Consider the following 26,626-nt stretch of genomic DNA (forward strand, 5'->3'; position numbering starts at 1 on the left):
CACAGCATTGCGCTGCGGGAGGTCATTGCTGCACTCAGTGTTCGTCAGGCTTTTTCTTCAGCTTCGGGTTCGGGAAAAACTGCACGGCCTGAACCTTGGCGTCCGGCGCCTTCAGCGCTGACGTGTTGACCCGTGTGCCCAATTCCTTGGGCACGGACAGGCCTTGTTCATTCAACGTGTCGGAATAACCGCAGCCCACGCACTCGCGATGCGGGACATCGTCTTCGCTCCACATCATCAATTTGTCCGGCTCGCTGCAGGCCGGGCAGACCGCCCCGGCGATAAAGCGTTTTTTCGTCTTCACAGGTCCCTCGCTCATGCTGCTGCGTCCTCACTCAGGCCGCTGTGGCGCAAGAGTGCGTCAATCGACGGGGCACGGCCACGGAAGTCGACGAACAGCACCATCGGCTCCTGCGAACCACCGCGCGCGAGGATCGCTTCGCGGAAGGCGCGACCGGTTTCGGCGTTGAGCACGCCGTCCTCTTCGAACTTCGAGAAGGCGTCTGCCGAGAGTACTTCAGCCCATTTGTAGCTGTAGTAACCCGCCGCATAACCGCCAGCGAAGATGTGCGCAAAGCTGTTCGGGAAGCGGTTGTAAGCCGGCGGGCGCATGACCGAGACCTCGTCGCGTATGCCTTCGAGCACTTGCAGCACGCTACGGCCATCGCCGTGGGTGGCGTGCAGTTCGAAGTCAAACAGCGAGAACTCGAGCTGACGCACCATCATCAGGCCGGACTGGAAGTTCTTCGCGGCGAGCATTTTGCCCAGCAGGTCCTGCGGCAGCGGTTCGCCGGTTTCGTAATGACCGGAAATCAGCGCCAGGCCTTCCGGCTCCCAGCACCAGTTTTCCATGAACTGGCTTGGCAACTCGACCGCGTCCCACGCCACGCCGTTGATGCCGGATACGCCGGCGTGTTCGACGCGGGTCAGCAGGTGATGCAGGCCGTGACCGAATTCGTGGAACAGGGTGGTCACTTCGTCGTGGGTCAGCAGCGCCGGTTTGCCGCTGTCGGCCGGGGTGAAGTTGCACACCAGGTTGGCCACCGGGCTTTGCAACACGCCCTCAGCCGTGCGACGACGGTCGCGGGCGCCGTCCATCCACGCGCCGCCGCGCTTGTTGGCGCGGGCGTAGAGGTCAAAGAAGAAGCGGCCGACGTGCTGGCCGTTTTCCTTGATCTCGAACAGGCGAACGTCCGGGTGCCAGGTGTCGAAGCCTTTCTGTTCGGCGATCTCGATGCCGTACAGACGTTGAACGATGGCGAACAGACCGCCCAGCACTTTGTCGATCGGGAAGTAAGCGCGCAGGGCTTCCTGGGCAACGCTGTAACGTTGTTCGCGGAGTTTTTCACCGTAGAAACCGCTGTCCCAGCTTTGCAGGTCCGGGCAGCCTTGTTCGGCGGCGTAAGCCTTGAGCTGGTCCAGGTCCTGAGCGGCGAACGGCTTGCTGCGCTTGGCCAGATCGCGCAGGAAGCTGAGCACCTGATCGCTGGATTCGGCCATCTTGGTGGCCAGGCTCAGCTCCGAGAAACTGGCGAAACCCAGCAGTTTTGCCAGCTCCTGACGCAGGTCGAGGATTTCTTCCATCACCGGCCCGTTATCGTTCTGGCCGGCATTCGGGCCTTGGTCCGACGCACGGGTGCAGTAGGCGGCGTAGACTTCTTCGCGCAGGGCACGGTCCTGGGCGTAGGTCATCACCGCGTAGTAGCTCGGGAATTCCAGGGTGATCAGGAAGCCTTCCAGATCCTTGGCCTGCGCAGCCGCAGCCATTTGTGCCTTGGCCGAATCGGTCAGGCCGGCGAGGGCTGCTTCGTCGGTAACGTGCTTGGTCCAGGCTTGAGTCGCGTCGAGCAGTTGGTTGGAGAAGCGGCTGCCCAGTTCGGAGAGCTTGCTTTGTACTTCGGCGTAACGCTTCTGCTCGGCTTCTGGCAGGTCGATACCCGACAGTCGGAAGTCACGCAGGGAGTGTTCCAGGATAGTTTTCTGCGCGACGTCGAAACCGGCGGCTTCCGGGCTGTTGGCCAAGGCTTCGAAGGCCTCGAACAGTTCGCGGTTCTGGCCCAGCTCGGTGGAGTAGGCGCTGAGCGCTGGCAGGCAGGACTCGTAGGCTTCGCGCAATTCGGGGCTGTTGCACACGGCGTTCAGGTGACTGACCGGGCTCCAGGCAGCGCCGAGGCGATCGTTGAGTTCGTCCATCGCCAGCACCAGGCCGGCCCAGGTTGGTTGTTTGCCCTGGGTTTTGAGGATCTCGATAATCGCGGCGCGGTTGTCAGCCAGGATCTGTTCAATGGCCGGTTGCACGTGTTCGGCCCGGATCGCCGAGAACGGCGGCAGGTCGTAGGACTGCAAAAGAGGGTTGTTCACGCTCACGTTTGGCACCTTGGCTGGAAGAAACATGCGGCCATCTTAATTACAATCGACGCTCACCGCAGCTATCGGCAACAGAGAGAAACCCTATCGTGACCCTTCGCAAGTATCAGAACCACACGCCGCTGCTGGGCAAAGGCGCTTTTGTCGACAGTTCGGCGGTGGTGATCGGCGACGTCGAAATCGGCGATGACAGCTCCGTTTGGCCGCTGACGGTGATCCGCGGCGACATGCACCGCATCCGCATCGGTGCGCGCACCAGCGTGCAGGACGGCTGTGTGTTGCACATCACCCACGCCGGGCCGTTCAACCCCGATGGCTTTCCGTTGCTGATCGGCGACGACGTGACCATCGCGCACAAAGTCATGCTCCATGGGTGCAGCGTGGGTAGCCGGGTGTTGATCGGCATGGGCAGCATCGTCATGGACGGTGCGGTGGTTGCGGATGATGTGATCATCGGCGCCGGTAGCCTGGTGCCACCGGGCAAACGCCTGGACAGTGGTTTTCTGTATGTGGGGAGTCCGGTGAAACAGGTCCGCCCGCTGACGGACAAGGAAAAAGCCTTTTTCACCTACAGCGCGGCGAATTACGTGAAGCTCAAGGACCTGCATCTGGCCGAAGGCTACGATCAGCTCTGACCCCGCGCCCTTATTCAGGATTCAACATGCATTACCAAACCGTTTTGTTCGACCTCGATGGCACCCTGACCGACCCGCGCGAGGGCATCACCCGTTCGATCCAGTTCGCCCTGAGCAAACTCGGTATCGAAGAACCCGACCTGACCAAGCTTGAACACTTCATCGGCCCGCCGTTGTTGCAGGCGTTCATGCAGTTCTACGACTTCGACGAGCCCAAGGCGTGGGAGGCGGTGAATTTCTATCGCGAGCGCTTCAAGGTCACCGGCCTGTACGAAAACCGCGTGTTCGATGGCGTCACCCCGCTGCTCGAAACCCTCGGCGGGCAAGGGCGTCAGCTGTACATCGCGACCTCCAAGCCGTGGATCTTCGCCCGGGAAATCGCTCGGCACTTCGACTTCGCCAAACACTTCAAGGTGATTTACGGCAGCGAGCTGGATGGCACGCGGACCAACAAAGTCGAGTTGATCGCCCACCTGATGGCGGAAGAAGGCCTGGACCCGGCCAACACCTTGATGATCGGCGACCGCAAACACGACCTGATCGGCGCACGCAGCAATGGGCTGGATGCGGCGGCGGTGGGTTACGGTTTTGGCAGCCGTGAGGAACTGAGCGCGGAAGCACCGACCTATCATTTTGAAACGCTGGATGAGATGCATCAGGCGTTTTTGCAGCGCTGATAAGTACGCCTTCGCGGGCAAGCCTCGCTCCTACAGGTTCAGCGTCGTTCACGATATTGGCGAACGACGCTGAACCTGTAGGAGCGAGGCTTGCCCGCGAAGGCGTCCGCCGATACACATCCTGATCAACTGTTCTCACTCAAAATCCTGCTTGTCGTTCTAGCCTGAAGAGGCGGGCCACGATCAAGGAGGATCATCATTGCCGGAGTTAAAACACGCTCACCGATTGCGCACAGGACGATATTCGGAGTCCGGGCAGATTTACCTACTGACAGCGGTGCTTTTGAATCGAGAACCGTTGTTCCGCGACTTCTACAATGGGCGTTTGGTGGTTGATGCTTTTCGAACGGCAGAGCGAGAAGAGTTTGCGACGTCGCTAGCCTGGGTCGTCATGCCCGATCATTTCCATTGGTTGATCGAGCTAAAAAATACTCAGCTACCCAAGTTGATGGCTCGGACCAAATCACGCATTGCAGTGACGCTTAATCGTTCAGTTGGCCGTCAAGGTCCGGTTTGGCAACACGGCTATCATGATCGCGCCATTCGAAAGGAAGAGGACTTGCAGGCGGTTGCTCGCTACATCGTCGCTAACCCGTTGCGTGCGGGTTTGGTTGAGAAGGTAGGGAATTATCCTCTGTGGGATGCAATCTGGTTGTGACCTTAAGGGCGCCTTCGCGGGCAAGCCTCGCTCCTACGGATGTTCATCAGTCCTGTAGGAGCGAGGCTTGCCCGCGAAGAGGCCTATTCAGTCACCGGAAATTTTCGATTCCGCCAACGCCTTCAATGCCGCCTTGCGCTCAGTAACCTCCAACGCACCAAGCTTCTCCACCGCCGCATAAAACTTCACCCAATCCCCACCCGCTTGCCGGAACAACGCCGCAAACGCCGGCACCCACTGGTCGTACAAACCAAACGGCAACAACCGCGCATTGTTCATCGGCGCGTTGATCCACGCGTCATAGCGTTTATCTCCAGCCCATTGGCTGTCGCGTATCTGCCGGTATTCGGCTCGTAGGCGCTCGAACTCAGCGGCTTTGCGTTGCCTCATCTGCTCGGTTGGCAGCGGCAGGGCGTAGAGTTTTTCCAGTCGCGAGCGCGTATCCAGAACCAGCTGAATGAACTGGTCACGCCGCTGCGCTTGGGCGCCGTTGTCCGGCGCCAACCCGCGATGGGCGCGCCACTGCCGAGTGCCTTCCTGTTCAACGAACGTGGCGAAAGACTCGTTGAACTCCGTGTCGTCCTTCACATAAAAACGCTGATGCGCCAGTTCATGGAAGATCAGCGTTGCCAACCGTTCATCGCCCCAACCCATCATCGAACTGATAATCGGATCGTTGAACCAGCCGAGCGTCGAATAGGCCTCGACGCCGCCGATCGACACGTCCATACCTTGCAGTCGCAGCAACGCCGCCTCACCACGGGCCGCGCTCTGGTTGTAATAGCCGCGGTAGGCGACGCAACCGGCGACGGGAAAGCAGTGGTTTTGCGGCGTCAGGGAAAATTCCGGCGTGGCGAACACGTTCCAGACTACGAACGGTCGGCCAATGTCGGCGTACAAACGGTAGCTCTGGTTATCCGGCAGATGCAGCTGCTGGCTGGCAAACGACCGGGCCTTTTGCGACTGGGCCAGATGCGCACGCAGCTTTTGATCGCGGGTGGGGTCGGCAATCACGTCGGAAACCGGCTCCCGAGCCCGCAGCAATTTCAGCTGGCCACTGGCCAATTGGCTGTAATAGCTGACGCTGGCGCAACCGTTGAGCAACAAAAACAACACACCCGGAAACAAAACACGCAAAACGCGATCAAGTAACCCAAGGCTTGGAAGCGGCCTGATCAAAATAAAATCATCCCTGGAGAGTCTTCCCGCAAGACTATCCCGCCTGACTGGAGCTCCGCTATGCGCAAGATGATGCTGACGGGAGGCCTGTTGTTGCTGACAGGCTGTGCAGGATTCGGATTACCCCACCATGATCCGTCTCAAGCGTGGATCGATCTCGATACACCGCAGGAAGACACCGCATTGCAAGCGCTGGAAGTCGATGACAAGGCCTCCACCGACAAGCGCTACTTCGAGGTCCAGCCCGGCAGTCATGAATTGACGGTGCGTTATCTGTTCCCGGTCGATCCGAGCAACATCGGGCCGGACGCCGAGCCGCTATGGCGCGATTGCCAACTGAATGTGAAATTCAACAATTTCAACGCGGGTGAGAAATATCAGCTGCAAGCAGGGAATATCGGTTTTCGGCCGTGGGCCAAGCTCTATGACCAACAACGAAAAGTGATAGGCCAAGGCACTCCGGCAGGCTGTCAACGGACCTGATCGGCGTTATGCTGAATGTCCAATCCTCGGGACATTCGTCATGCGCAGGTTATTGCTATTGCTCGCGGCAAGCGCCTTTGCCGGTTGCCAGAGCCCGTTACCGGCGGTCGATCCACAGATGGCGTGGGTCGAGTTTTCTACGCCATTCCCCAACGATAAGTTGCTGATGGCGGAACGACTGGACAAGCAGCGACTGCGCGACGGGCGTTTCTTCCAGGTGACGCCCGGCAGTCATGAGCTGGTCGTTCGATTCGACTTTGAAGTGCCCGGTGGCGGGGGCTTTGGTGTGATGAGCGGTCCCACGGAACGGTTGTGCTACCTGACCATCAACTACGATCATTTCGAAGCAGGCCAGCGTTATGTGCTGGAAGGCCGTTCGATAGCGTTCACTCCCGGCGCTCGGTTGTACAACGCCAAGCGGGAAATCGTCGCTGAAGACCGAGCGTCCTATTGCCTCATGTGAGGCGGATCAACTGTCGTTCTTCTGGTAAATGATGGCTTTGGTGTCGTTGTCGCAAGTGCCGACGACCATCGCGGCGTCATGCTGGGCGGCCTCTTCCTTCGACACGATTTCCAGCGTGTAGGAGGGCACGGCATTCGCCTGAATCTTCACTTCGATCTCGTTCTTGAGTTCTTCGCAATCCTTGGGCGCAGAGAGTGCCGAAGTGGCCAGCACACTGCAGATAATCGCCAGGGCAAAACGTTTCATGGTTGAAGCTCCTTTGAGGCAGCACGCAGGTTGATGCGTTTTCACTGCTGTCATTTATTCGACCACAGGGACGCCAGCCGGGTTTTGTTTCAGCGCAAAAAAATCGCAGCCTGTCGAAGGCTGCGATTTTTTTTGCCCGATAAGACGGGTCTAGAGCAGCGTCGCATCCAGGCTGATTTTCGCATTCAGCACTTTGGACACCGGGCAGCCTTCTTTGGCTTTATTGCTCAGTTCCTCGAACTGCGCCTGGGTCGCCCCAGGGATTTTCGCCTTCAGGATCAACTTCACCGCAGTGATCGCAAACCCTCCGTCGACCTGGTCCAGCGTGACTTCGGCATTCGTATCGATGCTGTCAGCCTTGAGACCGGCGTCGCCGAGAATCATCGAAAAAGCCATGGAGAAACAACCGGCGTGGGCCGCGCCGATCAGCTCTTCCGGATTGGTGCCTTTACCGCCTTCGAAACGTGCCTTGAAGCCGTAGGGCGCTTCTCTGAGAACACCAGTCTCGGTGGAAATCGAGCCGATGCCGGTTTTCAGGTCACCTTCCCAATGCGCCGATGCTTTCTTGGTAATAGCCATGTCTGCCTCCTCAAGATCCGGCGCGAAGCGTCGCGCCTTCGTGGTTTTCGGTTGCCAGGGTTCTGAGGATAGACGGCGGTGCAAAGTTCACCTGAATTCATTAGTCCTACCGTTTTCGTAGGTTTTTTTGTCTCGGCTATTGAAACTCGGGTATATGCCCTCATTGCATGAAGCACGCTTATGGATTCGGCAGGTTTTCGTTTGCAAGAAAAAACCTGCGACCTCAACTGGAGAAGCAGGTTTATGAAACGACTGTCCGATATCAAGTTCTCGACCCTTGATCTGGTGCCCGTGCGCGAGAACGGCAGCGCGGCCCAGTCGCTGCGCAATTCCCTGGACCTGGCGCAGCACGTCGAAAAATTTGGCTACAACCGCTTCTGGGTGGCCGAGCACCACAACATGGACGGCATCGCCAGCTCCGCGACCTCGGTGTTGCTGGGCTATCTGGCCGGCGGCACGTCGACCATTCGGGTCGGTTCAGGTGGCGTGATGTTGCCCAACCACGCGCCATTGGTGATCGCCGAGCAGTTCGGCACCCTCGAAAGCCTGTATCCGGGCCGGATCGACCTGGGCCTGGGCCGCGCCCCCGGTTCCGATCAGATGACTGCACGCGCCTTGCGTCGCGAGCGTTCCGGCAGTGCCGATGATTTCCCTGAAGATGTGGCGGAGCTGGTGCGCTACCTCGGTCCACGCACGCCAGACCAGCGAATCATCGCCATGCCGGGCACCGGCACCAACGTCCCGGTCTGGTTGTTGGGGTCGAGCCTGTTCAGTGCACAACTGGCAGGTGAGCGCGGTTTGCCCTACGCGTTCGCTTCCCATTTCGCACCGCGCTTCATGCATGAGGCGATTCGCGTCTATCGCAATCACTTCAAGCCTTCAGCGGTATTGGACAAGCCCTACGTGATGCTTGGCGTTCCGCTGGTAGCGGCTGACACCGACGAGCAGGCCGAGTATCTGGCGACATCGGTTTACCAGCGCATCCTCGCGTTGATGCGTGGTCAAAGCCTGGTCCAGCGTCCACCGGTGAAAACCATGGATGGCCTGTGGCTGCCCCATGAGAAAGACGCGGTGCATGATTTCCTGGGACTGGCGATGGTGGGCAGCCCGCAGAAAATCCGCGCCAAGCTGGACGTATTGATCGAGCAGACCCAGGCAGACGAGCTGATTTTTACCTGCGACCTGTATGAACATGCCGATCGCGTGCATTCCTATGAGCTGCTGGCGCAAGTCATGAAGGGCTGACGCTTAAACAGCGCGCATAAAAAAGCCGACGCCATTGCGTCGGCTTTTTCGTTTAACGATGGAATCGGCCTACCGTTTGTAGACGATTTCCTTGGTGCCTTTCTCACAGGTGCCGACGACTTTTCCGCCAGCAGCGGTGCCCTTATCAACGATTTCCAGTGAGTAGCCAGAAACGCCTTTGGCATCCAGCTTCGCTGCGATTTCGGCTTTCAGCTCTTCGCATGGCTTGCCGTCAGCAAACGCCGCGCCCGCAAGGCTCAACAAACCTACCGCCAACATAAACTTCTTCATCGGTCGCATTCCCTGGTCGGATCAAAGGGAGCATCCAGCCTTCAGCCGGATGCACTCATGTAGCGCTTTGCCATTCCCTATGGCACTCGGCCAGCGCGCAAGTTCAGAAGACTAGCTCAATCTTAGCTGCTGGCAATCCGGAACCCGACCTTGAGCGTCACCTGGAAGTGCGCTGCCTTGCCGTCCTTGATGTGCCCGCGGGTTTCGGTCACTTCGAACCATTCCATGTACTTGAGACTTTTACTGGCTTCGGCCAGCGCGTTGTTGATGGCGTCTTCAATGCTGCTGGTGGATGAGCCGACAAGTTCGACTTTCTTGTAAGTGTGATGGTCAGTCATGGGCGTTCTCCTCAGGGTGTGAAATACAGCCTAGCAGTGATTTTTCGTATTACTTCTGCCGGCCTTCAAGAGGCAGAAGTTCAGATTTACTGCACTTTCTTGAACCTCTGAAGTCCCAACCAACACACGCCACTCATCATCAATGCAGGAGAGCCACCATGGCCAATACCTCTTTACGTAAAGCCTCATTGCAAAGCATGGAAGCCGAGATCGAGAGTCTGTTGAAGTCTTTGGAGAACCTGAAGGACGACGCCTCGGACGAGTCGCGTAAAACCCTCAAGGCGCTGAAAGCCAATGCCGAGAGCGCCCTCAAGCATTCGCGACATTTGCTCAGCGATGCGTACGAAGAAGTCAAAGTCAAAACCCGTGAAACCGGGATCGCCACTCGGGACTACGCCCAGGAACACCCTTGGACTACAGCCGGTGTCGCGGTGGGGGCGTTGGGTCTGCTCGCGGCCTATCTGCTGTGTAAACGCGGCGATTAATCCGTCTGGCGCAGCTCGTTTTTCAGCCACTGCGCCAGTTGCCGAGCGCGTCCGTCCGCGGCGCGCTTGGGTAGCCACAACGCCAGTTGCGCCGGGGTTTCGCTGAAACCCCACGGCGCAACCAGGCGCCCTGCCTTCAAGTCCTCGGCGACTAAAGGTTCAGGGGCAATCGCGACACCGAGACCAGCCACTGCCGCCTCCAGCAAATAATACAAATGCTCGAAGCCCTGCCCGTACTTCAACGCTTTGGCGTCGAGGCCGCTTTGCTGCGCCCAGCTTGGCCAGGCCTGCGGACGGGAAGTGGTGTGCAGCAACGGCTGCTTCAACAGCGCGCTTGCTGGCGCCTGTTGAAGCAGTTCGTAATCGGCGAAGCGTGGGCTCATGACCGGGCCGATGCGTTCGCTGGCCAATTCGTAAACCTGCATGTCCGCAGGCCATGGCGGCTCGGCGAACACCAGCAAGGCGTCCAGCCCCGGACGACGGGGATCGAGATCACCTTCTCCGGCGGACAAGTGCAGGCGCAGGTCCGGTAGATCAGCATTCAACCGCCCCAGTCGCGGAATAAACCAGCGCGCCAGTAGGCTGCCTGAACAGCCGAGCACGAACGGCGCGTCGGCGGTGCTTTGGGTCAGCTCGGCGCAGACGGTGCGCAAGCGCTCAAAGGCTTCAGCGCTGGCATCGCGTAATCGTACGCCGGCATCTGTGAGTTTAAGGCCGCGACCCTCCTTGATGAACAGACTCACCCCGAGATGCTCTTCGAGCACTTTCAATTGCCGGCTGACGGCACCATGGGTGACGTGCAGCTGTTCGGCGGCCTGGCTGACGCTGTTCAGGCGGGCAGTGGCTTCGAAGGCGCGAAGCGCGTTCAGCGGGGGAAGGTCGTGGCTCATGTGATCTGTGAGTTTTCCTGACAGGTTGTGGCGATCTTATCGGTTTTCAGCCTGAGGCGTCAGGGGTAGAGTTAAGCCCACTCTCTTTTCAAAAGCTTCAACTCACCCATTCAACCGGAGCGACCCATGACCCAGACTAATCTGCGCAACGGCCCCGACGCCAACGGCCTGTTTGGCTCGTTCGGCGGCCGCTACGTCGCCGAAACCCTGATGCCGTTGATCCTCGATCTGGCCCGCGAGTACGAAGCGGCCAAGGAAGATCCGGCATTCAAAGAAGAATTGGCCTACTTCCAGCGCGACTATGTCGGACGTCCAAGCCCACTCTATTTCGCTGAACGCCTGACCGAGTTCTGTGGCGGCGCGAAGATTTATCTCAAGCGTGAAGAGCTGAACCACACCGGCGCGCACAAGATCAACAACTGCATCGGCCAGATCCTGCTGGCGCGGCGCATGGGCAAGAAACGCATCATCGCCGAGACCGGCGCGGGCATGCACGGCGTGGCGACGGCCACCGTGGCCGCGCGTTTTGGCCTCGACTGCGTGATCTACATGGGCACCACCGACATCGAGCGTCAGCAAGCCAACGTGTTCCGCATGAAACTGCTGGGCGCCGAGGTGATCCCGGTCGTGGCCGGCACCGGCACCCTGAAAGACGCGATGAACGAAGCGCTGCGTGACTGGGTGACCAACGTCGACAGCACCTTCTACCTGATCGGCACCGTGGCCGGTCCGCACCCTTACCCTGCAATGGTTCGCGACTTCCAGGCCGTCATCGGCAAGGAAACCCGTGACCAACTGCAAGCCCAGGAAGGTCGTCTGCCCGACAGCCTGGTGGCGTGCATCGGCGGTGGCTCCAACGCCATGGGCCTGTTCCACCCGTTCCTCGACGACAAGAGCGTCGAAATCATTGGTGTCGAAGCGGCCGGTTACGGCATCGAGACCGGCAAGCACGCGGCCAGCCTGAATGGCGGCGTACCGGGCGTATTGCACGGCAACCGTACCTTCCTGCTGCAGGATGACGACGGCCAGATCATCGACGCCCACTCGATCTCCGCCGGCCTCGACTATCCAGGCATCGGCCCGGAACACGCCTGGTTGCATGACATCGGTCGCGTTCAATACACCTCGGTGACCGACGACGAAGCCCTCGACGCGTTCCACAAGTGCTGCCGCCTGGAAGGGATTATTCCTGCACTGGAAAGCGCCCATGCCCTGGCCGAAGTGTTCAAACGCGCACCGACCCTGCCGAAAGATCACCTGATGGTGGTCAACCTGTCCGGTCGCGGGGACAAAGACATGCAGACCGTGATGCACCACATGGAAAACTCTCAACAAGTGCAGTCCCAGCAGGAGAAACACTGATGAGCCGCCTGCAAACGCGTTTTGCCGAACTCAAGGAACAAAACCGCGCCGCCCTGGTGACCTTCGTCACCGCCGGCGACCCGAGCTATGACACTTCCCTGGCGATCCTCAAAGGTTTGCCTGGTGCCGGTGCCGACGTGATCGAGTTGGGCATGCCTTTCACCGACCCAATGGCTGACGGCCCGGCGATCCAGCTGGCCAACATCCGCGCCTTGGGCGCCAAACAGAACCTGGCGAAAACCCTGCAAATGGTTCGCGAGTTCCGCGAAGGCAACAGCGATACGCCGCTGGTGCTGATGGGGTACTTCAACCCGATCCACATGTACGGCGTACCGCGCTTCATCGCCGATGCCAAAGAGGCCGGCGTGGATGGCCTGATCGTGGTCGACCTGCCGCCCGAGCACAACGGCGAACTGTGCGACCCGGCCCAGGCTGCCGGTCTGGACTTCATCCGTCTGACTACCCCGACGACCGATGATGTGCGTTTGCCGACGGTCTTGAACGGCAGCTCCGGTTTCGTTTACTACGTGTCTGTGGCCGGTGTGACCGGTGCCGGCGCGGCGACGCTGGAGCACGTTGAAGAAGCGGTGGCCCGTCTGCGCCGCCACACTGATCTGCCGATCAGCATCGGTTTCGGTATTCGTACACCGGAGCAAGCGGCGTCAATCGCGCGTCTGGCCGACGGTGTGGTGGTGGGTTCGGCGTTGATCGATCACATCGCCAACGCCTCGACGCCGGATCAAGCGGTTGATGGCGTACTGAGTCTTTGCGCGGCATTGGCCGATGGCGTGCGTCAGGCCCGCGTCAGCTGAAGGTAAAGTTCCTGATACAGAGGAATTAGAGCCTCGCGGTACAGACTAAACAGCAAGACCGAGGGCTTCAGGACTACGTTCTGAAGCCCTTTTTGCTGTGTGTGCCGTGAGGAAAGACCCGATGAAAATGCCGAAACGTCTGATTGCCAGCCTGGGTGTGCTGATGCTCAGTGCCACCCCGTTGCTGCACGCCAGCGCCGATCAGCGCGACGATCACGACCGCGGCGGTCAGCAACAGGGCCATTACGATAACCGTGGCGATGACCATCGCGGCCCGCAGGACAACCATCGCGGCGGCCCTCCGCCACGGGACTTTGGTCCGGTACGCCAGACGATTCATGACAATCATGGCTACTTCGTACGGGGTGCGCCGCCACCTCCAGGCATTCATCTGGAGCGTGGTCGGCCATTGCCGCACGGTTATTACGGCGAGCGCCTGGACAACCGCGCGCTGAGTCGGCTGCCGTATTACCAGGGTTACGAATGGCGCCGCGCGGGGGGCGACATTGTGCTGATCGCCGTGGGTACCGGGATCGTCTATGAAATTCTGGAAGGGGTGCTCTGACGTGATGAAACTGTAGGAGCGAGCCTGCTCGCGATGGTCGTTAACGATAACGCGTGTTTCCCGACGGAACCCGGCGCTTTCAAGTCCATCGCGAGCAGGCTCGCTCCTACAGTGGGCAGCAATTACTACGGCAACTCCAACCCGCCCGCCGCTTTATGCAATTTACGCAAATGTTCACCAACCTGCTTCAGGTTGGCTTCGTTGGCAGCCATCTCCGCCGCACGACTCGGGTCGAGCAACGCTCTCACTTCCTTGTCCAGGTCGCCGGTCAGCGCCTGGAGCTGCTTTTGCCTCAGGCTGCTTTCCGATTCCAGGCGTTGCCACTCGCTGGGTTGCGGCAAACCATAACCGCCGGTACCAAGCAGCTCCGCCGGACGACTGAGGAAGCCGCTGTTGGCGAGAATCTGCTTCAACGTCGCATTGGCCTTGTCCATACCGCCGTTCTGCAATTCCCGGGCACCGAGATAGCGTTGCTTCACTTCGTCCTGGGCCAGCACCAGTTGTTGCCGGAAAGCGGCCTGCTCCAGTAGCAGCAAAGCCGCGCTGGTGCGCAGGTCAGCCTGATCAATCCATTTACGACGCTCTTCGGCCTTTAAGGCCAGCCAGTCTTCGACCTTGTCCTGTTTGATCGGCAGGTGCTTTTTCAGCACCTCGAACATCGCTTGATAGCGATCTCGGAAAGAGTCGAAGCGATAGCCAAGCCGCAGCGCTTCGCGAGGATCGTCCAGCACACTGGTATCCGCCAGGCCGCGACCCTTGAGCACTTCCAGCAAGCCGTTGGGCATGATGTTGTCCAGCCCGACCAGCTTTGCGTTGTTGGTGCCGCTGCGCAGCAACTTCAGGCCTTCTACCGCGCAGTTGTTGGACAGGAAGAAATAATTGCCGTCGTAGCTCCAGTGCATCTCGGCGGCGTGTTCCACCACGTCTTCGATCTCGTTGCGCGACAGGTTCAGCGGCACCGAGGCGAGGCTGCGCAATTCGGTCTTGGTGTACTCGTCGATGACCTGGGCCAGCGGCAGGACGAACAGGCGCGATGGGTACTTGCCGACCAATCCATCCCAGCTCGACAGCTGTACATCACCGACGAAGGCGCGGTAGGACAACACCAGGTGTTGATCCAGATCCAGCCGGCAATCCGGCCCTCGTGGCCGGCCGGGAGCACAGATCACCAGGCGCAACATGCTGTGGCCCCAGCGGCTGACCCAGTTCTGGTTGGCTTCGGCCAACAGATAATCCACGGCATACACCCGCTCTGGATCGACCTGGCCCAAAGGCTGTTTGGCGAAGTCGTTACCGGCATTGAGGAAGGCGAACGATTTGCCGCAGGTGTCTTTGGCGGCGGGAGCCCAGCCGAAATGTTCTTTGTAGTAGCGGTAGAGCGCAGGGCGGCGACAGACGTAGCTCGGGTCGAGGAGGAAGTACTCCATGTTCACCGCGACGAACTCTTTGGGACTGCTGGTCTCGTAGATGTCCGGGCTGCGGGCGATCTGGCGGTTGTACTGTTCGCGCTCGCCGCGACGGCCCACGTATTGCGGCCAGCCTGCGAGGTCGAGCAGGCGCGGGTCATCGCTGAGGGTGAAGCGTCGGTCGGACTGGCCACGGCATTCATCCGGAATACCGATCAGGCCGGAACTGTTGGTGCGCCGGGTGCAGCGCTGGATCAGCGTGCGTTCGGCGGCTGGCCAAAAACGCGAGCGGTCATAGATGTGGGTGAGTTCGTGCAGCACCGTGGCCAGCATTTCCCTGCGCACGGTGCCATGAGGGCGATAAGTCTTCTTGGTTGCGGCGCTGCCGTCGGTGAGGCTGGCGAGCAGGTTGCGGTTCAGGTCGAGTTCGGACACCAGCGACGCCTGGCCGTAGGCATTGCTCGGCATGTCATCAGTCCAGCCAACGTCGATGCGCCGGTCGAGTTGCTCGATGAACCGCGGCGGCAACGCCTGCATGGCTTCATCAAGCAGCGCCTGGCTGGCCTGCTGTTGCGCGGGACTCAGGCCTTCGGTCTTGAGCTGTAATTGCAGTCCGGCCTGAGCCGTGTTGCCGAGCAGCAACATGGCCCCCATCAGAAGCCAGGCATTTAGCGACCTCACAGTGCGAGGATGGCTTCGGCGATGACCTGATCACTGGCGTCCCGAGCTTCCGGTACGCGGGTGCGCAATAGGTTGAGCGCTGCTTCCAGGTGCGCGCCTCGGATATCGCCATCACTGGCGACGAAACTGGCGGCATCGTCATGGGCTTCTCGAACGATTTTCGCGTCACGGATGGACGTCGTGGTATCGGAAGTGAAATCAAGGGTCCGGCGAGTGGCGTTGATGAGGATGTTGCTGGTGGCAACCAGGGTGTGCGCCTGGGTTACATCGGCCAACAGCAGCAGGCCAAGGGTGGCGACAATCAGCGGGCTACGCATGGAACGACTCCGGGGGAACGAGGATAACTATTGGACGAGAATAGCGTGTGCCAGTTCAAGGTCGCTTGCATGAAGTTTTGGCTGGGTCTGGCGCAGGTAAATCAGGGCCGACTCCAGTTGTGCGCCTCGCAATTGGCCGTCACTGGCGATAAATGAAGCGGCGTCATCCCTGGCGGCGAGCAGAAGCTTACGGTCGAAGGGTGCGGAGGTCACCATGCTTGTGGCGTAGCCAGTAGCTACGACGCCTTGCGTCGTCAGGTCGAAGGCATGGGCCAGGCTTGCCCAACTGGCCGCCATGAGTACCGGAGTGATCAACAGACAGGTAAGAAAACGCATGAGACTCGACAGTTGAAAGCGAGTCCCAAGGCTAGCGCAACGCCCGGTTTAGAGCCAGCGCCGAAACATCGGGACACGTTGGGTGTGTCCCGGATATGGATGGTGCCTGGTTAGATCGTCAGGATGGCCTGAGCCAGTTGTGCGTCAGTCGCGTTCAGTTGAGGGGCCTGGTGGCGAATGTGGTCGAGTGCGCTTTCCAGTTTCACGCCACGAATGGCGCCTTCGCTGGCGACGAAGCTGGCGGCGTCGTCACGGGCCGCGCGTACGATCTTGTCATCACGAAAGGACGAGGTGACATCGGAAGTGGCATCGGACGTAGCCTTGAGTGCACCGACGACGGCATCGGTGGTCACGATGAAGCTGGTGGCGTGGGAATTGGCAGCCACGGCAAGCAGGGCTGCAGCGCTGAGCAGACGAAGACGGGACATGGTGTAACTCCTTTTGGTAAACCGATTGAGATGTGGCGCGGTGTCTGTTGAGTCAGACGCCTGTCGCGCAGTCATCGCCACGTTCTGGCTTGATATTAGGCCTGTAGGTGTCGATTCGCACAGCCCCGTCTGTTCAGGCGGACATCAGCGCCAGAACGGCTTATCCAATTCTTTGACACGATCTGAATGACTGATGCCCAGGTCAGACAGCTGCCTGCCGTCGAGTTGCGCCAGTAAACGCCGGGTTCTGGCTCTTTCGAGGCTGCTGGCGAAGCCTCTGAACAATCTTCCAAGCCAGGTAAACCGAGGCTTGGATTGCGAAGTGGTCGCGGGGAGATCCAGTGGATGATCCATGGTGCAGTCCTTTTGCTGGCAGGTCGGGATTTCATGATGATCCCGCCCGGTTCGCCAAGACAGACACACACGCTTGAAATTGTACTGGTTCAGTTTTGATTAAAGTTAAACTGTACCTGTGTTTGAGTGTGCTTATTGTTTTGAGGATTTCATCACCCCAAAACGACAAAACCCGTCGTGGTTTCCCACGACGGGTCTTGTTTGTTCAATTCGGGTGCTGGCGGTTGACCTTAAAGATCAGAGCCAGCGACGCTAACTTAGCGCCAGAACGGCTTGCTCAGCTCTTCGTAGCGTTGTGCTTCGCTAATCCCGGCGTCAGCCAGCAGACGCGAATCCAGGCGAGCCAGTTGGTGGCGGCTGGAGATGCGGCGCTGCCACAGCATCAGGTTGGCGATAACGCGCAGAGGCATGGAAGCCTGGGTTTTTGCAGCGGTGTCTTCGAAGAACAGATCGGAACTGAGTGTACGTTCCATGGTTTTCATCCTTCCGCTTGTGGCGGGATTAGGTAGTGGTTTAACTGATGCCAATGATCCTCTTGTTTGGCCAGTCTCTCTAGATACAGTTCACCTGTATTGTGAGGGACCAGTTAACTGTTAAAGGGTGGTGTACTGGTCTAAATTGAGGCAACTGTACCTATCAGCACTAATATGGTGCATTTTTGGTGATTCAGGTCGAAAAGGTAGGCCATTACGGTAGGAAAAGACCAGTACAGCAGTACAGTTTTAAACACATTTCTGCCTGGCAATAGTCCGCTGTCGAAACTGTGTTTGCGACAGCGGCTATCTGTATCAATTACACCGTCAGCATTCGACCGGTTTCTTCCAGGTTGATGTGCCAGCTCAGGGCGTCACGCAGGATATGCGGCGTGTGCCCGCCGATGGCGCAAGCGGCGGTGAAGTAGTCATCCAGCGCCTGGCGATAGTCCGGGTGTACGCAGTTATCGATGATGACGCGAGCCCGCTCCCGCGGTGCCAGCCCGCGCAAGTCCGCCAGACCGACCTCTGTCACGAGGATGTCGACGTCATGCTCCGTGTGATCGACGTGGCTGACCATCGGCACCACGCTGGAGATCGCGCCGCCCTTGGCAATCGACTTGGTCACGAAGATCGCCAGGTGCGCGTTGCGCGCGAAGTCGCCCGAGCCACCGATGCCGTTCATCATTCGTGTGCCGCAGACGTGGGTAGAGTTGACGTTGCCGTACAGGTCGAACTCCAGCGCAGTGTTGATGCCGATGATCCCAAGGCGGCGCACCACTTCCGGGTGGTTGGAGATTTCCTGCGGACGCAGGACCAGTTTGTCCTTGTAACGCTCCAGGTTGCCGAACACATCAGCGTTGCGGCGGCTCGACAAGGTGATCGAACTACCAGACGCAAAACTCAGCTTGCCGGCGTCGATCAGGTCGAAGGTCGAGTCCTGCAACACCTCGGAATACATGGTCAGGTCTTCGAACGGAGAATCGATCAGTCCGCACATCACCGAGTTGGCAATGGTGCCGATGCCGGCCTGCAATGGGCCGAGCTTGTTGGTCATGCGCCCAGCCGCCACTTCCTGCTTGAAGAAGTCGATCAGGTGGTCGGCAATGGCCTGGGTATCAACGTCTGGTGGCAGCACCGTCGACGGCGAGTCGGACTGATTGGTGATGACGATCGCGACGATCTTTTCAGGCGGGATCGGAATGGCGGTGCTGCCAATGCGATCGTCGACCTTCACCAGCGGAATCGGCGTGCGGGTCGGGCGATACGTCGGGATATAGATGTCGTGCAAACCCTCGAGGTTCGGGTTATGCGCCAGGTTGATCTCGACGATCACCTGTTTGGCGAAAATCGCGAAGCTGGCCGAGTTGCCCACCGAAGTGGTCGGCACGATGTGGCCTTGCTCAGTGATTGCCACGGCCTCGATGACGGCGATGTCCGGCAGTTTCAGCTGCTGGTTGCGCAGCGACTCCACGGTTTCTGAAAGATGCTGGTCAATAAACATCACTTCGCCGGCGTTGATCGCCTTGCGCAATGTGCTGTCGACCTGGAACGGCATGCGTCGCGACAGGACGCCGGCTTCGGTGAGCTGTTTATCAAGGTCGTTGCCCAGGCTGGCGCCGGTCATCAGCGTGATTTTCAGCGGGGTGACTTTGGCGCGTTCGGCCAATGCATGCGGCACGGCTTTGGCTTCGCCGGCGCGCGTGAAACCACTCATGCCGACGGTCATGCCGTCCTCAATCAGAGCGGCAGCGTCAGCGGCGCTCATCACCTTATCCAACAACGAAGGCAAGCGAATACGATCACGGTACATGGATTGTTATCTCGGGCAACGGAAGCAAGGTGTGCAGTCTAGTGATTTCAAAAAAAATCCTCCCGCTACCATGGTCGAATGCAGACCCCTGATTTAGAGCCTTTGGTCGGGTTTCACGGGGAATAAAAAAACCCCAGCCTACTAAAGGCTGAGGTTTTGGGTATTGCGCTGGAGCAGTTTTTACTCGACGGCTTTGACCATGTCTTCGATGACTTTCTTGGCGTCGCCGAAGACCATCATGGTTTTGTCGAGGTAGAACAGTTCGTTGTCCAGGCCGGCATAACCGCTGGCCATCGAACGTTTGTTGACGATGATCGTCTTGGCCTTGAACGCTTCGAGAATCGGCATCCCGGCAATCGGCGATTTCGGATCGTTCTTCGCCGCCGGGTTGACCACGTCGTTGGCGCCGAGCACCAGCACCACGTCGGCCTGACCGAACTCGGAGTTGATGTCTTCCATCTCGAACACCTGGTCGTAAGGCACTTCAGCCTCGGCCAGCAGTACGTTCATGTGACCAGGCATACGACCCGCCACCGGGTGGATCGCGTATTTAACGGTCACGCCACGATGGCTCAGCTTTTCGGTCAGCTCTTTCAGTGCGTGCTGCGCCCGTGCTACCGCCAGGCCGTAGCCTGGAACGATGATCACGGTATCGGCGTTGGTCAGCAGGAAGGTCGCGTCGTCGGCCGAACCGGATTTCACCGGGCGGGCTTCCTTGGCGCCAGCCGGGCCGGCATCGGCCGTATTGCCGAAACCACCGAGCAGTACATTGAAGAAGGAACGGTTCATCGCCTTGCACATGATGTACGAGAGGATCGCACCGGAGGAACCCACCAGCGAGCCCGCGATGATCAGCATCGAGTTGTTCAGCGAGAAGCCGATACCCGCTGCTGCCCAACCGGAGTAACTGTTAAGCATCGACACCACAACCGGCATGTCCGCGCCGCCAATCGGGATGATGATCAGGACGCCCATCACGAAGGCCAGCACCAGCATCAGCGCGAATGCACTGAGATTGCCGGTCAGCATGAAGGTGACGCCCAGCGCCAGTGTCGCCAGACCCAGCAGCAGGTTCAGCTTGTGCTGGCCGCCGAACTGTACCGGTGCACCCTGGAACAGGCGGAACTTGTACTTGCCCGAGAGCTTGCCGAACGCGATCACCGAACCAGAGAAGGTGATTGCACCGATGGCAGCACCCAGGAACAGCTCCAGACGGTTGCCCGCAGGAATCGAATCACCCAATTGCTTGACGATGCCCAGCGATTGCGGCTCAACAACAGCGGCGATCGCGATGAACACCGCGGCCATACCGATCATGCTGTGCATGAAGGCGACCAGTTCCGGCATCTTGGTCATTTCAACGCGTTTGGCCATGATCGAGCCGGCGGTGCCGCCGACCAGCAGGCCGACGATGACGTAACCGATACCGGCGGTGGCCAGCTCAGCGCCCAGCTTATAGATGAGGCCCACGGTGGTGAGGATCGCCAAGGCCATGCCAAGCATGCCGTACAGATTGCCGCGACGCGACGTGGTCGGGTGCGACAGGCCTTTCAGGGCCTGGATGAAGCAGATGGACGCGATCAAGTAGAGCGTCGTTACGAGGTTCATGCTCATTACTTAGGCGCCTCTTCTTTTACGGCTTTCGGGGCTTTTTTCTTGAACATCTCAAGCATCCTGCGGGTCACCAGGAAGCCACCGAATACGTTCACTGCCGCCAGGGCCACGGCCAGCGTGCCCATGGTTTTGCCCAGTGGCGTAACGGTCAGCGCCGCGGCGAGCATGGCGCCGACGATCACGATCGCCGAAATGGCGTTGGTGACCGCCATCAACGGCGTGTGCAGCGCAGGTGTAACGTTCCAGACCACGTGATAACCGACATAAATCGCCAGCACGAAGATGATCAGGTTGTAGATACCGGGGGAGATAAGCTCTTCCATCGTCTGAATCCCTGCTTAGGCGTTTTTGCGGATGACTTGGCCGTCGCGGCACATCAGGCACGCGGCGACGATGTCGTCTTCTAGGTTCACTTCGAACTGGCCTTCTTTGTTGAAGACCAGCTTCAGGAAGTCCAGCAGGTTGCGTGCGTACAGGGCCGATGCGTCTGCCGCGACTGCGCCGGCCAGATTGGTAGGACCGCAAATGGTCACGCCATTCTCGACCACAACCTGATCGGCCACGGTCAGCGGGCAGTTGCCGCCCTGGGCTGCGGCGAGGTCGATGACCACCGAGCCTGGCTTCATCTGCGCCACGGTTTCCGCGCTCAACAGCGTCGGTGCCTTGCGGCCCGGAATCAGTGCCGTGGTGATGACAATGTCAGCCTGCTTGGCGCGCTCGTGCACGGCCAGGGCCTGACGCTGCATCCAGCTCGCCGGCATTGGACGTGCGTAACCGCCGACACCGACGGCGCATTCGCGCTCTTCATCGGTCTCATAAGGCACGTCGACGAACTTGGCACCGAGGGATTCGATCTGCTCTTTAACCGCAGGTCGCACATCAGATGCTTCGATCACCGCACCCAGACGTTTCGCCGTAGCGATCGCCTGCAAACCGGCTACCCCGGCGCCAAGAATCAGCACGCGCGCCGCTTTCACGGTGCCCGCAGCGGTCATCAGCATCGGCATGAAGCGAGGGTAATGGTGAGCGGCCAGCAACACGGCTTTATAGCCGGCGATGTTGGCTTGCGAAGACAGCACATCCAGGCTCTGGGCGCGGGAGGTGCGTGGCGCGGCTTCCAGCGCAAACGCGGTGATTCCGCACTCGGCCAGCTTGGCGATGGTTTCATTGCTGAACGGGTTGAGCATGCCCACCACAACGGTGCCGCTCTTGATCAGAGCGAGTTCGCTGTCGCTGGGTGCGACCACCTTGAGAATCAGCTCGGCACCAAACGCATCGTTGGCGCTGCCAATGGTTGCGCCTGCCGCTTCATAAGCACTGTCGACAACGCTGGCGTTAATGCCGGCGCCGCTTTGCACAGTGACCTTATGACCCTGGCCGATCAGCTTCTTGATGGTTTCCGGGGTTGCAGCAACCCGTGTTTCACCCGTCTGGGTTTCGAGAGGAACACCAATGTGCACGTCAAATCTCCTGCGTGATCTTATTGAGTAAACCCAGGCACTTCGGATGGTGCGGCTGGGGCGGCCGATCAGCACGATCCCGCCAAATCAGGGCGGGGCGCGGCATTTTGCAGGCGAACTTTGTGCCCTTCAAGGGATTATGACGGGTGACGGAAAATTAACTACAAGTCACCCCGTGACCGAATGTCGCAACCAACCGCTTCAATCCCTTGCAGGCCGTGCCTTGTAAGGTTTTTCGCCAAAATTCAAGAAATTACACATCGGTACGGTGAATGCAGCGTTATTGCCATCCAATAGCGGCTCAAGGCCACGTTTTCAGGCGCTTGTGGGACGTTTGTACAGCTTCTAGGTACAGTTTGCGAGTATGCGACAAATACTTATATCTGTAGGGCTTTCAGTTTGTTGACTACGGGGTCAGCTAATAGCGCAGAGCCTTTATCCTTCTAGGCTGTAGCTTTGTGCCTGATTTACCAGCCAGTCGCGAAAGGCCTTCAAAGACGCAGATTCGACCTTTCGATCAGGAATCATCAGGTAATACGCCTTGATGCTGGACAGTGCCTGAACGTTTGCAATCACCAGCCGCTTCTCCGCCAGTTCGCGCTGAATCAGGAACGGCGGGATCAAGGCGATCCCCATGTCATGCATCGCCGCTTGGGCAAGCATGGAGAATAGCTCGTAGCGCGGCCCTGTCATGTCGCGGGGGATATTAAGGTTTTGCGAGTTGAACCATTGGCGCCAGGCATAGGGGCGGGTGGTCTGTTGCAGCAAGGGCAGTTCGGCGATTTCAGCGGGTGTGAGGCTTGTCCTTTTGCCCAGTAGGTTGGGGCTGCACACAGGCATGGGATTTTCGCCCATCAGCCTGTGGGATTCAGTGCCTGACCAGTCTGCATCGCCAAAGTAAATGGCGGCATCGAAATCTGTGTCGGCAAACAGGAACGGGCGTGTGCGGTTAGTGAGGTTGACCGTCACTTCCGGATGTTTTTGCTGGAAGTCCTTGAGTCTTGGCAGCAGCCATTGGGTGCCGAAGGTTGGTACGACTGCCAGCTCAATCACGTTGGTACCCTGTTGGCCCATCACTGACAGGGTGTCGCGCTCTACGGCGTCCAGCTGTGTTGCTACCCGACGGCTGTAGGAAAGCCCGGCTTCAGTCAGCTTCACTCCGCGTCGCGAGCGTCGGAACAATTCCACACTCAAGAACTCCTCAAGGCTGGCGATCTGTCGGCAGATCGCTCCCTGAGTGAGGGAAAGTTCCTGGGCTGCCTTGGTAAAGCTCTCGTGGCGTGCCGCTGCTTCAAAGCTGACCAGGGCGGTTGTGCTGGGGATCTTCCTGCGCATGTACGTCAACCTCACTAATACATCGTACAAAAAACTGCTTCGCGATGTTTCGGAGTGAGAAATTAGCACAACAGTATGCAAAATCCTCGTTTGTCGTAACGCCGAACCCGGCCTAGGATCAGTCCACATTATTTGACCCGATTCGAGAGGACACACTCATGGGCGGTAAAGCTAGCTTCAACTGGATCGATCCCCTGCTGCTGGATCAACAGCTCACCGAAGAAGAGCGCATGATTCGCGACACTGCCGAGCAATTCGCTCAGCAGAAGCTCGCGCCGCGTGTTCTTGAAGCTTTCCGTCATGAAAAGACCGACCCGGCGATCTTCCGTGAAATGGGCGAAGTCGGCCTGCTGGGTGCAACCATCCCTGAGCAATATGGCGGCAGCGGTCTGAACTATGTCAGCTACGGTCTGATTGCTCGTGAAGTTGAGCGCGTCGATTCGGGTTATCGCTCGATGATGAGCGTGCAGTCCTCTTTGGTGATGGTGCCGATCAATGAATTCGGTACTGAGGCCCAGAAGCAGAAGTATCTGCCGAAACTGGCCTCGGGTGAGTGGATTGGCTGTTTCGGTCTGACCGAGCCGAACCACGGTTCTGATCCGGGTGCGATGATTACCCGTGCACGCAAAGTGGAGGGCGGCTACAGCCTGACCGGCAGCAAGATGTGGATCACCAACAGCCCGATCGCCGATGTATTCGTGGTCTGGGGCAAGGACGACGAGGGCGACATCCGTGGCTTCGTTCTGGAGAAAGGCTGGAAAGGCCTGAGCGCGCCGGCCATTCACGGCAAAGTGGGGCTGCGTGCATCCATCACGGGTGAGATCGTCATGGACAACGTGTTTGTCCCTGAAGAGAACATCTTCCCTGACGTCCGTGGTTTGAAAGGCCCGTTTACTTGCCTGAACTCGGCACGTTATGGCATTTCCTGGGGTGCGCTGGGCGCGGCCGAGTTCTGCTGGCACACCGCTCGCCAATACACCCTGGATCGTCAGCAGTTCGGTCGTCCATTGGCTGCTACTCAATTGATCCAGAAGAAACTGGCGGACATGCAGACCGAAATCACCCTGGCTCTGCAAGGCTGCCTGCGTCTGGGTCGTATGAAAGATGAAGGCACCGCTGCGGTCGAAATCACGTCGATGATGAAGCGCAACTCTTGCGGCAAGTCCCTGGACATTGCTCGTATGGCGCGTGACATGTTGGGTGGTAACGGTATCTCCGATGAATTCGGCGTGGCGCGTCACCTGGTCAACCTGGAAGTGGTGAATACCTATGAAGGTACGCATGACGTCCACGCGCTGATCCTTGGTCGTGCGCAGACTGGCCTCCAGGCGTTCTATTAATAGGAGAACGGCCATGGGCGCGCTTTCGCATCTACGGGTACTGGATTTGTCGCGGGTGCTGGCCGGGCCGTGGTCCGGTCAGATACTGGCGGACCTTGGCGCCGAGGTAATCAAGGTCGAGCGTCCGGGCAATGGCGATGACACGCGCGCCTGGGGGCCTCCTTTTCTGAAGGACGCCTATGGCGAGAACACCAGCGAGGCCGCCTACTACTTGTCGGCCAATCGCAACAAGCAATCGGTGACCATCGACTTCACTCGCCCGGAGGGGCAGAAGTTGGTGCGTGAGCTGGCGGCGAAGTCAGACATCCTGATCGAGAACTTCAAGGTCGGTGGTCTTGCGGCTTATGGATTGGATTATGAGTCGCTCAAAGAGGCCAATCCTAATCTGATCTACTGCTCGATCACCGGATTTGGTCAGACAGGTCCTTACGCCAAGCGCGCGGGTTATGACTTCATGATCCAGGGCTTGGGCGGCCTGATGAGTCTGACGGGGCGACCAGAAGGTGATGATGGTGCCGGGCCGGTGAAAGTCGGCGTGGCGCTGACGGACATTTTGACCGGGCTTTACTCGACCGTGGCGATTCTCGCAGCGCTTGCGCATCGGGATCATGACGGTGGCGGCCAACATATCGATATGGCGTTGCTGGATGTCCAGGTGGCATGTCTGGCTAACCAGGCGATGAACTACCTGACGACAGGCAATGCGCCGAAGCGGCTGGGTAATGCACATCCGAACATCGTGCCGTATCAGGACTTTCCTACAGCAGATGGCGATTTCATTCTCACTGTGGGTAATGACGGGCAGTTCCGCAAATTTGCGGAAGTGGCCGGGCAGCCGCAGTGGGCGGATGATCCGCGATTTGCCACCAACAAGCTGCGGGTGGCGAACCGTGCGGTGCTGATTCCGTTGATTCGCCAGGCTACGGTGTTCAAGACCACTGCTGAGTGGGTGTCGCAGTTGGAGCGGGCAGGCGTACCGTGTGGTCCGATCAATGATCTGGCTCAGGTGTTTGCCGACCCTCAGGTAAAGGCGCGCGGTTTGGCGATTGAGCTGCCTCACGCCTTGGCAGGGATGGTGCCGCAGGTGGCGAGCCCGATTCGTTTGTCCGAGACACCGGTGGAGTACCGCAATGCGCCTCCTTTATTGGGCGAGCATACGATGGCGGTGCTGCAGCGGGTGTTGGGCCTGGACGCTTGTGCGGTGACTGCATTAAAGGACGCTGGAGTGCTTTGAGGAGTCCTTCTATATAGAGGGCGTGGTTTTGCTCTTCTATATAGAGGGAAGCGCGCTGTTTTCAGGCTTTCTGCAAGTTATTGATAGAAAGGCTAAATTAGGGGTTGACGGCAGATTCTAGAAGTCTATAATTCGCCCCACTTCCGGCGCAGTCGAAACGGAAAACTCCTTGGTAAACAAAGAGTTACGCAGTTTTCGACAGCGAGTTGCTTCAGGTCATCGAAGCCCAGAAGGAGTTGAAAGGGCGGTGTTGTGTGGCTCTTTTGACGGTTCGATCTTCTCGGTCGAAAGCGGAGAAAAAGAGGTGTTGACAGCAGCGAGTAACGCTGTAGAATTCGCCTCCCGCTAACGAGAGATCGGAAGCGCAAGTGGTTGAAGTTGCAAAGGAAACTTTGAAAACTTCTGAAAATAACCGCTTGACAGATGCAGAGGACGCTGTAGAATGCGCGCCTCGGTTGAGACGAAAGATCTTAACCAACCGCTCTTTAACAACTGAATCAAGCAATTCGTGTGGGTGCTTGTGGAGTCAGACTGATAGTCAACAAGATTATCAGCATCAC

Annotated in this window: 31 protein-coding genes; 12 read left to right on the forward strand and 19 right to left on the reverse strand. The window is 58.7% G+C overall.

The window, feature by feature from the left end; all coding sequences use genetic code 11:
- Positions 1-34: 34 nt before the first annotated feature.
- Together KGA82_RS08790 and prlC are read right to left on the reverse strand one after the other, a co-directional pair.
- Positions 35-319: a YheV family putative zinc ribbon protein gene (locus KGA82_RS08790; RefSeq protein ID WP_008027712.1), complete on the reverse strand. Its 285-nt coding sequence runs from the start codon at positions 317-319 to the stop codon at positions 35-37.
- Positions 316-2,394 (reverse strand): oligopeptidase A, encoded by a 2,079-nt coding sequence (prlC, locus tag KGA82_RS08795; protein WP_223450129.1) that lies wholly within the window; start codon positions 2,392-2,394, stop codon positions 316-318. Before prlC ends, KGA82_RS08790 begins: the two co-directional genes overlap by 4 nt.
- A gap of 62 nt (positions 2,395-2,456) precedes the next feature.
- Here prlC and KGA82_RS08800 point away from each other — a divergent pair, with 62 nt between their 5' ends.
- The 3 genes from KGA82_RS08800 (at position 2,457) to KGA82_RS08810 (ending at position 4,337) form a co-directional block, all read left to right on the forward strand.
- Entirely contained in the window at positions 2,457-3,002 is a 546-nt protein-coding gene (locus KGA82_RS08800; RefSeq protein ID WP_223415770.1) for a gamma carbonic anhydrase family protein, read from the forward strand.
- A 26-nt stretch (positions 3,003-3,028) separates the two neighbouring features.
- A complete protein-coding gene (locus KGA82_RS08805; protein WP_008044671.1) occupies positions 3,029-3,679 on the forward strand; it encodes an HAD family hydrolase in 651 nt (216 codons plus the stop codon).
- A gap of 199 nt (positions 3,680-3,878) precedes the next feature.
- A complete protein-coding gene (locus KGA82_RS08810) occupies positions 3,879-4,337 on the forward strand; it encodes an REP-associated tyrosine transposase (RefSeq protein ID WP_008027719.1) in 459 nt (152 codons plus the stop codon).
- An 87-nt stretch (positions 4,338-4,424) separates the two neighbouring features.
- On the opposite strand, the gene KGA82_RS08815 is transcribed toward KGA82_RS08810, so the two are convergent.
- Positions 4,425-5,516, reverse strand: coding sequence for an aminopeptidase (locus KGA82_RS08815; protein WP_223450130.1), 1,092 nt, complete (start codon positions 5,514-5,516; stop codon positions 4,425-4,427).
- Positions 5,517-5,576: 60 nt separating this feature from the next.
- Between KGA82_RS08815 and KGA82_RS08820 the strand changes: the two genes are divergently transcribed.
- The gene (locus KGA82_RS08820; RefSeq protein ID WP_008027723.1) at positions 5,577-5,999 is read left to right on the forward strand and encodes a hypothetical protein; all 423 of its coding nucleotides are present in this window, start codon (positions 5,577-5,579) and stop codon (positions 5,997-5,999) included.
- Positions 6,000-6,039: 40 nt separating this feature from the next.
- Entirely contained in the window at positions 6,040-6,462 is a 423-nt protein-coding gene (locus KGA82_RS08825; RefSeq protein WP_223450131.1) for a hypothetical protein, read from the forward strand.
- A gap of 6 nt (positions 6,463-6,468) precedes the next feature.
- Here the strand turns inward: KGA82_RS08825 and KGA82_RS08830 are convergent, their stop codons facing one another.
- Together KGA82_RS08830 and KGA82_RS08835 are read right to left on the reverse strand one after the other, a co-directional pair.
- Positions 6,469-6,708 carry a DUF1161 domain-containing protein gene (locus tag KGA82_RS08830; protein WP_223450132.1) on the reverse strand — a complete coding sequence of 80 codons (240 nt, stop codon included), beginning with the start codon at positions 6,706-6,708 and terminating at the stop codon, positions 6,469-6,471.
- Positions 6,709-6,858: 150 nt separating this feature from the next.
- Complete coding sequence (locus KGA82_RS08835) at positions 6,859-7,287, reverse strand: OsmC family protein (protein ID WP_008044663.1); 429 nt, start codon at positions 7,285-7,287, stop codon at positions 6,859-6,861.
- A 243-nt stretch (positions 7,288-7,530) separates the two neighbouring features.
- On the opposite strand from KGA82_RS08835, the gene KGA82_RS08840 reads away from it, so the two are divergent.
- Positions 7,531-8,532: an LLM class flavin-dependent oxidoreductase gene (locus KGA82_RS08840; protein ID WP_008027732.1), complete on the forward strand. Its 1,002-nt coding sequence runs from the start codon at positions 7,531-7,533 to the stop codon at positions 8,530-8,532.
- Positions 8,533-8,601: 69 nt separating this feature from the next.
- On the opposite strand, the gene KGA82_RS08845 is transcribed toward KGA82_RS08840, so the two are convergent.
- Entirely contained in the window at positions 8,602-8,823 is a 222-nt protein-coding gene (locus KGA82_RS08845) for a DUF1161 domain-containing protein (RefSeq protein WP_223450133.1), read from the reverse strand.
- 122 nt (positions 8,824-8,945) lie between these two features.
- The gene (locus tag KGA82_RS08850) at positions 8,946-9,161 is read right to left on the reverse strand and encodes a dodecin (protein WP_008027736.1); all 216 of its coding nucleotides are present in this window, start codon (positions 9,159-9,161) and stop codon (positions 8,946-8,948) included.
- Positions 9,162-9,319: 158 nt separating this feature from the next.
- Here KGA82_RS08850 and KGA82_RS08855 point away from each other — a divergent pair, with 158 nt between their 5' ends.
- Positions 9,320-9,646 carry a YqjD family protein gene (locus tag KGA82_RS08855; protein ID WP_008027738.1) on the forward strand — a complete coding sequence of 109 codons (327 nt, stop codon included), beginning with the start codon at positions 9,320-9,322 and terminating at the stop codon, positions 9,644-9,646.
- On the opposite strand, the gene KGA82_RS08860 is transcribed toward KGA82_RS08855, so the two are convergent.
- Positions 9,643-10,536, reverse strand: coding sequence for a LysR family transcriptional regulator (locus KGA82_RS08860; protein WP_008027740.1), 894 nt, complete (start codon positions 10,534-10,536; stop codon positions 9,643-9,645). The genes KGA82_RS08855 and KGA82_RS08860 overlap by 4 nt on opposite strands.
- 126 nt (positions 10,537-10,662) lie before the next feature.
- On the opposite strand from KGA82_RS08860, the gene trpB reads away from it, so the two are divergent.
- The 3 genes from trpB (at position 10,663) to KGA82_RS08875 (ending at position 13,275) form a co-directional block, all read left to right on the forward strand.
- Positions 10,663-11,898, forward strand: a complete 1,236-nt coding sequence (trpB, locus tag KGA82_RS08865) for a tryptophan synthase subunit beta (protein WP_008027742.1) — start codon at positions 10,663-10,665, stop codon at positions 11,896-11,898.
- The gene (gene trpA, locus KGA82_RS08870) at positions 11,898-12,710 is read left to right on the forward strand and encodes a tryptophan synthase subunit alpha (protein WP_008027744.1); all 813 of its coding nucleotides are present in this window, start codon (positions 11,898-11,900) and stop codon (positions 12,708-12,710) included. Before trpB ends, trpA begins: the two co-directional genes overlap by 1 nt.
- 121 nt (positions 12,711-12,831) lie before the next feature.
- Complete coding sequence (locus tag KGA82_RS08875) at positions 12,832-13,275, forward strand: anti-virulence regulator CigR family protein (protein ID WP_008027748.1); 444 nt, start codon at positions 12,832-12,834, stop codon at positions 13,273-13,275.
- Between the two features lie 125 nt (positions 13,276-13,400).
- Here the strand turns inward: KGA82_RS08875 and KGA82_RS08880 are convergent, their stop codons facing one another.
- The 11 genes from KGA82_RS08880 to KGA82_RS08930 form a co-directional block, all read right to left on the reverse strand.
- Positions 13,401-15,362: a DUF4105 domain-containing protein gene (locus KGA82_RS08880; RefSeq protein WP_223450134.1), complete on the reverse strand. Its 1,962-nt coding sequence runs from the start codon at positions 15,360-15,362 to the stop codon at positions 13,401-13,403.
- The gene (locus KGA82_RS08885; protein WP_008027752.1) at positions 15,359-15,679 is read right to left on the reverse strand and encodes a DUF2388 domain-containing protein; all 321 of its coding nucleotides are present in this window, start codon (positions 15,677-15,679) and stop codon (positions 15,359-15,361) included. Before KGA82_RS08885 ends, KGA82_RS08880 begins: the two co-directional genes overlap by 4 nt.
- 27 nt (positions 15,680-15,706) lie before the next feature.
- Positions 15,707-16,015 carry a DUF2388 domain-containing protein gene (locus tag KGA82_RS08890; protein ID WP_008044658.1) on the reverse strand — a complete coding sequence of 103 codons (309 nt, stop codon included), beginning with the start codon at positions 16,013-16,015 and terminating at the stop codon, positions 15,707-15,709.
- Between the two features lie 110 nt (positions 16,016-16,125).
- Entirely contained in the window at positions 16,126-16,443 is a 318-nt protein-coding gene (locus KGA82_RS08895; RefSeq protein WP_008044656.1) for a DUF2388 domain-containing protein, read from the reverse strand.
- 144 nt (positions 16,444-16,587) lie between these two features.
- Positions 16,588-16,797, reverse strand: a complete 210-nt coding sequence (locus KGA82_RS08900; protein WP_192228099.1) for a DUF1127 domain-containing protein — start codon at positions 16,795-16,797, stop codon at positions 16,588-16,590.
- Between the two features lie 257 nt (positions 16,798-17,054).
- Positions 17,055-17,270 carry a DUF1127 domain-containing protein gene (locus KGA82_RS08905; protein WP_007947887.1) on the reverse strand — a complete coding sequence of 72 codons (216 nt, stop codon included), beginning with the start codon at positions 17,268-17,270 and terminating at the stop codon, positions 17,055-17,057.
- Between the two features lie 319 nt (positions 17,271-17,589).
- Positions 17,590-19,083 (reverse strand): acetyl-CoA hydrolase/transferase family protein, encoded by a 1,494-nt coding sequence (locus tag KGA82_RS08910; RefSeq protein WP_008027760.1) that lies wholly within the window; start codon positions 19,081-19,083, stop codon positions 17,590-17,592.
- Between the two features lie 180 nt (positions 19,084-19,263).
- Complete coding sequence (locus KGA82_RS08915) at positions 19,264-20,697, reverse strand: NAD(P)(+) transhydrogenase (Re/Si-specific) subunit beta (protein WP_192228098.1); 1,434 nt, start codon at positions 20,695-20,697, stop codon at positions 19,264-19,266.
- Positions 20,697-21,020 carry an NAD(P) transhydrogenase subunit alpha gene (locus KGA82_RS08920; RefSeq protein ID WP_003187010.1) on the reverse strand — a complete coding sequence of 108 codons (324 nt, stop codon included), beginning with the start codon at positions 21,018-21,020 and terminating at the stop codon, positions 20,697-20,699. The genes KGA82_RS08915 and KGA82_RS08920 overlap by 1 nt, the downstream gene beginning before the upstream one ends.
- A 15-nt stretch (positions 21,021-21,035) precedes the next feature.
- Positions 21,036-22,157, reverse strand: coding sequence for a Re/Si-specific NAD(P)(+) transhydrogenase subunit alpha (locus KGA82_RS08925; protein WP_008027764.1), 1,122 nt, complete (start codon positions 22,155-22,157; stop codon positions 21,036-21,038).
- Between the two features lie 435 nt (positions 22,158-22,592).
- Positions 22,593-23,492, reverse strand: a complete 900-nt coding sequence (locus tag KGA82_RS08930) for a LysR family transcriptional regulator (protein ID WP_192228097.1) — start codon at positions 23,490-23,492, stop codon at positions 22,593-22,595.
- Between the two features lie 158 nt (positions 23,493-23,650).
- On the opposite strand from KGA82_RS08930, the gene KGA82_RS08935 reads away from it, so the two are divergent.
- Together KGA82_RS08935 and KGA82_RS08940 are read left to right on the forward strand one after the other, a co-directional pair.
- Positions 23,651-24,832 (forward strand): acyl-CoA dehydrogenase, encoded by a 1,182-nt coding sequence (locus KGA82_RS08935; protein ID WP_008027768.1) that lies wholly within the window; start codon positions 23,651-23,653, stop codon positions 24,830-24,832.
- Between the two features lie 13 nt (positions 24,833-24,845).
- Positions 24,846-26,066, forward strand: a complete 1,221-nt coding sequence (locus KGA82_RS08940; protein WP_223415762.1) for a CaiB/BaiF CoA transferase family protein — start codon at positions 24,846-24,848, stop codon at positions 26,064-26,066.
- Positions 26,067-26,626: the final 560 nt, after the last annotated feature.

This window comes from Pseudomonas sp. BF-RE-22, from assembly GCF_019956155.1.
Taxonomy (GTDB): Bacteria; Pseudomonadota; Gammaproteobacteria; order Pseudomonadales; family Pseudomonadaceae; genus Aquipseudomonas; species Aquipseudomonas migulae.

What these genes read in the sequence shown, in the direction of transcription:
- KGA82_RS08900 (WP_192228099.1), bottom strand. Translation starts at nt 16,797, where the DNA reads ATGGATCATCCACTGGATCTCCCCGCGACCACTTCGCAATCCAAGCCT.
- KGA82_RS08860 (WP_008027740.1), bottom strand. Translation starts at nt 10,536, where the DNA reads ATGAGCCACGACCTTCCCCCGCTGAACGCGCTTCGCGCCTTCGAAGCC.
- KGA82_RS08885 (WP_008027752.1), bottom strand. Translation starts at nt 15,679, where the DNA reads ATGCGTAGCCCGCTGATTGTCGCCACCCTTGGCCTGCTGCTGTTGGCC.
- prlC (WP_223450129.1), bottom strand. Translation starts at nt 2,394, where the DNA reads ATGTTTCTTCCAGCCAAGGTGCCAAACGTGAGCGTGAACAACCCTCTT.
- trpA (WP_008027744.1), top strand. Translation starts at nt 11,898, where the DNA reads ATGAGCCGCCTGCAAACGCGTTTTGCCGAACTCAAGGAACAAAACCGC.
- KGA82_RS08895 (WP_008044656.1), bottom strand. Translation starts at nt 16,443, where the DNA reads ATGTCCCGTCTTCGTCTGCTCAGCGCTGCAGCCCTGCTTGCCGTGGCT.
- KGA82_RS08930 (WP_192228097.1), bottom strand. Translation starts at nt 23,492, where the DNA reads ATGCGCAGGAAGATCCCCAGCACAACCGCCCTGGTCAGCTTTGAAGCA.
- KGA82_RS08940 (WP_223415762.1), top strand. Translation starts at nt 24,846, where the DNA reads ATGGGCGCGCTTTCGCATCTACGGGTACTGGATTTGTCGCGGGTGCTG.
- KGA82_RS08840 (WP_008027732.1), top strand. Translation starts at nt 7,531, where the DNA reads ATGAAACGACTGTCCGATATCAAGTTCTCGACCCTTGATCTGGTGCCC.
- KGA82_RS08850 (WP_008027736.1), bottom strand. Translation starts at nt 9,161, where the DNA reads ATGACTGACCATCACACTTACAAGAAAGTCGAACTTGTCGGCTCATCC.
- KGA82_RS08820 (WP_008027723.1), top strand. Translation starts at nt 5,577, where the DNA reads ATGCGCAAGATGATGCTGACGGGAGGCCTGTTGTTGCTGACAGGCTGT.
- KGA82_RS08845 (WP_223450133.1), bottom strand. Translation starts at nt 8,823, where the DNA reads ATGAAGAAGTTTATGTTGGCGGTAGGTTTGTTGAGCCTTGCGGGCGCG.
- KGA82_RS08835 (WP_008044663.1), bottom strand. Translation starts at nt 7,287, where the DNA reads ATGGCTATTACCAAGAAAGCATCGGCGCATTGGGAAGGTGACCTGAAA.
- KGA82_RS08855 (WP_008027738.1), top strand. Translation starts at nt 9,320, where the DNA reads ATGGCCAATACCTCTTTACGTAAAGCCTCATTGCAAAGCATGGAAGCC.
- KGA82_RS08910 (WP_008027760.1), bottom strand. Translation starts at nt 19,083, where the DNA reads ATGTACCGTGATCGTATTCGCTTGCCTTCGTTGTTGGATAAGGTGATG.
- KGA82_RS08890 (WP_008044658.1), bottom strand. Translation starts at nt 16,015, where the DNA reads ATGCGTTTTCTTACCTGTCTGTTGATCACTCCGGTACTCATGGCGGCC.
- KGA82_RS08905 (WP_007947887.1), bottom strand. Translation starts at nt 17,270, where the DNA reads ATGGAACGTACACTCAGTTCCGATCTGTTCTTCGAAGACACCGCTGCA.
- trpB (WP_008027742.1), top strand. Translation starts at nt 10,663, where the DNA reads ATGACCCAGACTAATCTGCGCAACGGCCCCGACGCCAACGGCCTGTTT.
- KGA82_RS08830 (WP_223450132.1), bottom strand. Translation starts at nt 6,708, where the DNA reads ATGAAACGTTTTGCCCTGGCGATTATCTGCAGTGTGCTGGCCACTTCG.
- KGA82_RS08920 (WP_003187010.1), bottom strand. Translation starts at nt 21,020, where the DNA reads ATGGAAGAGCTTATCTCCCCCGGTATCTACAACCTGATCATCTTCGTG.
- KGA82_RS08875 (WP_008027748.1), top strand. Translation starts at nt 12,832, where the DNA reads ATGAAAATGCCGAAACGTCTGATTGCCAGCCTGGGTGTGCTGATGCTC.
- KGA82_RS08935 (WP_008027768.1), top strand. Translation starts at nt 23,651, where the DNA reads ATGGGCGGTAAAGCTAGCTTCAACTGGATCGATCCCCTGCTGCTGGAT.
- KGA82_RS08825 (WP_223450131.1), top strand. Translation starts at nt 6,040, where the DNA reads ATGCGCAGGTTATTGCTATTGCTCGCGGCAAGCGCCTTTGCCGGTTGC.
- KGA82_RS08805 (WP_008044671.1), top strand. Translation starts at nt 3,029, where the DNA reads ATGCATTACCAAACCGTTTTGTTCGACCTCGATGGCACCCTGACCGAC.
- KGA82_RS08915 (WP_192228098.1), bottom strand. Translation starts at nt 20,697, where the DNA reads ATGAGCATGAACCTCGTAACGACGCTCTACTTGATCGCGTCCATCTGC.
- KGA82_RS08790 (WP_008027712.1), bottom strand. Translation starts at nt 319, where the DNA reads ATGAGCGAGGGACCTGTGAAGACGAAAAAACGCTTTATCGCCGGGGCG.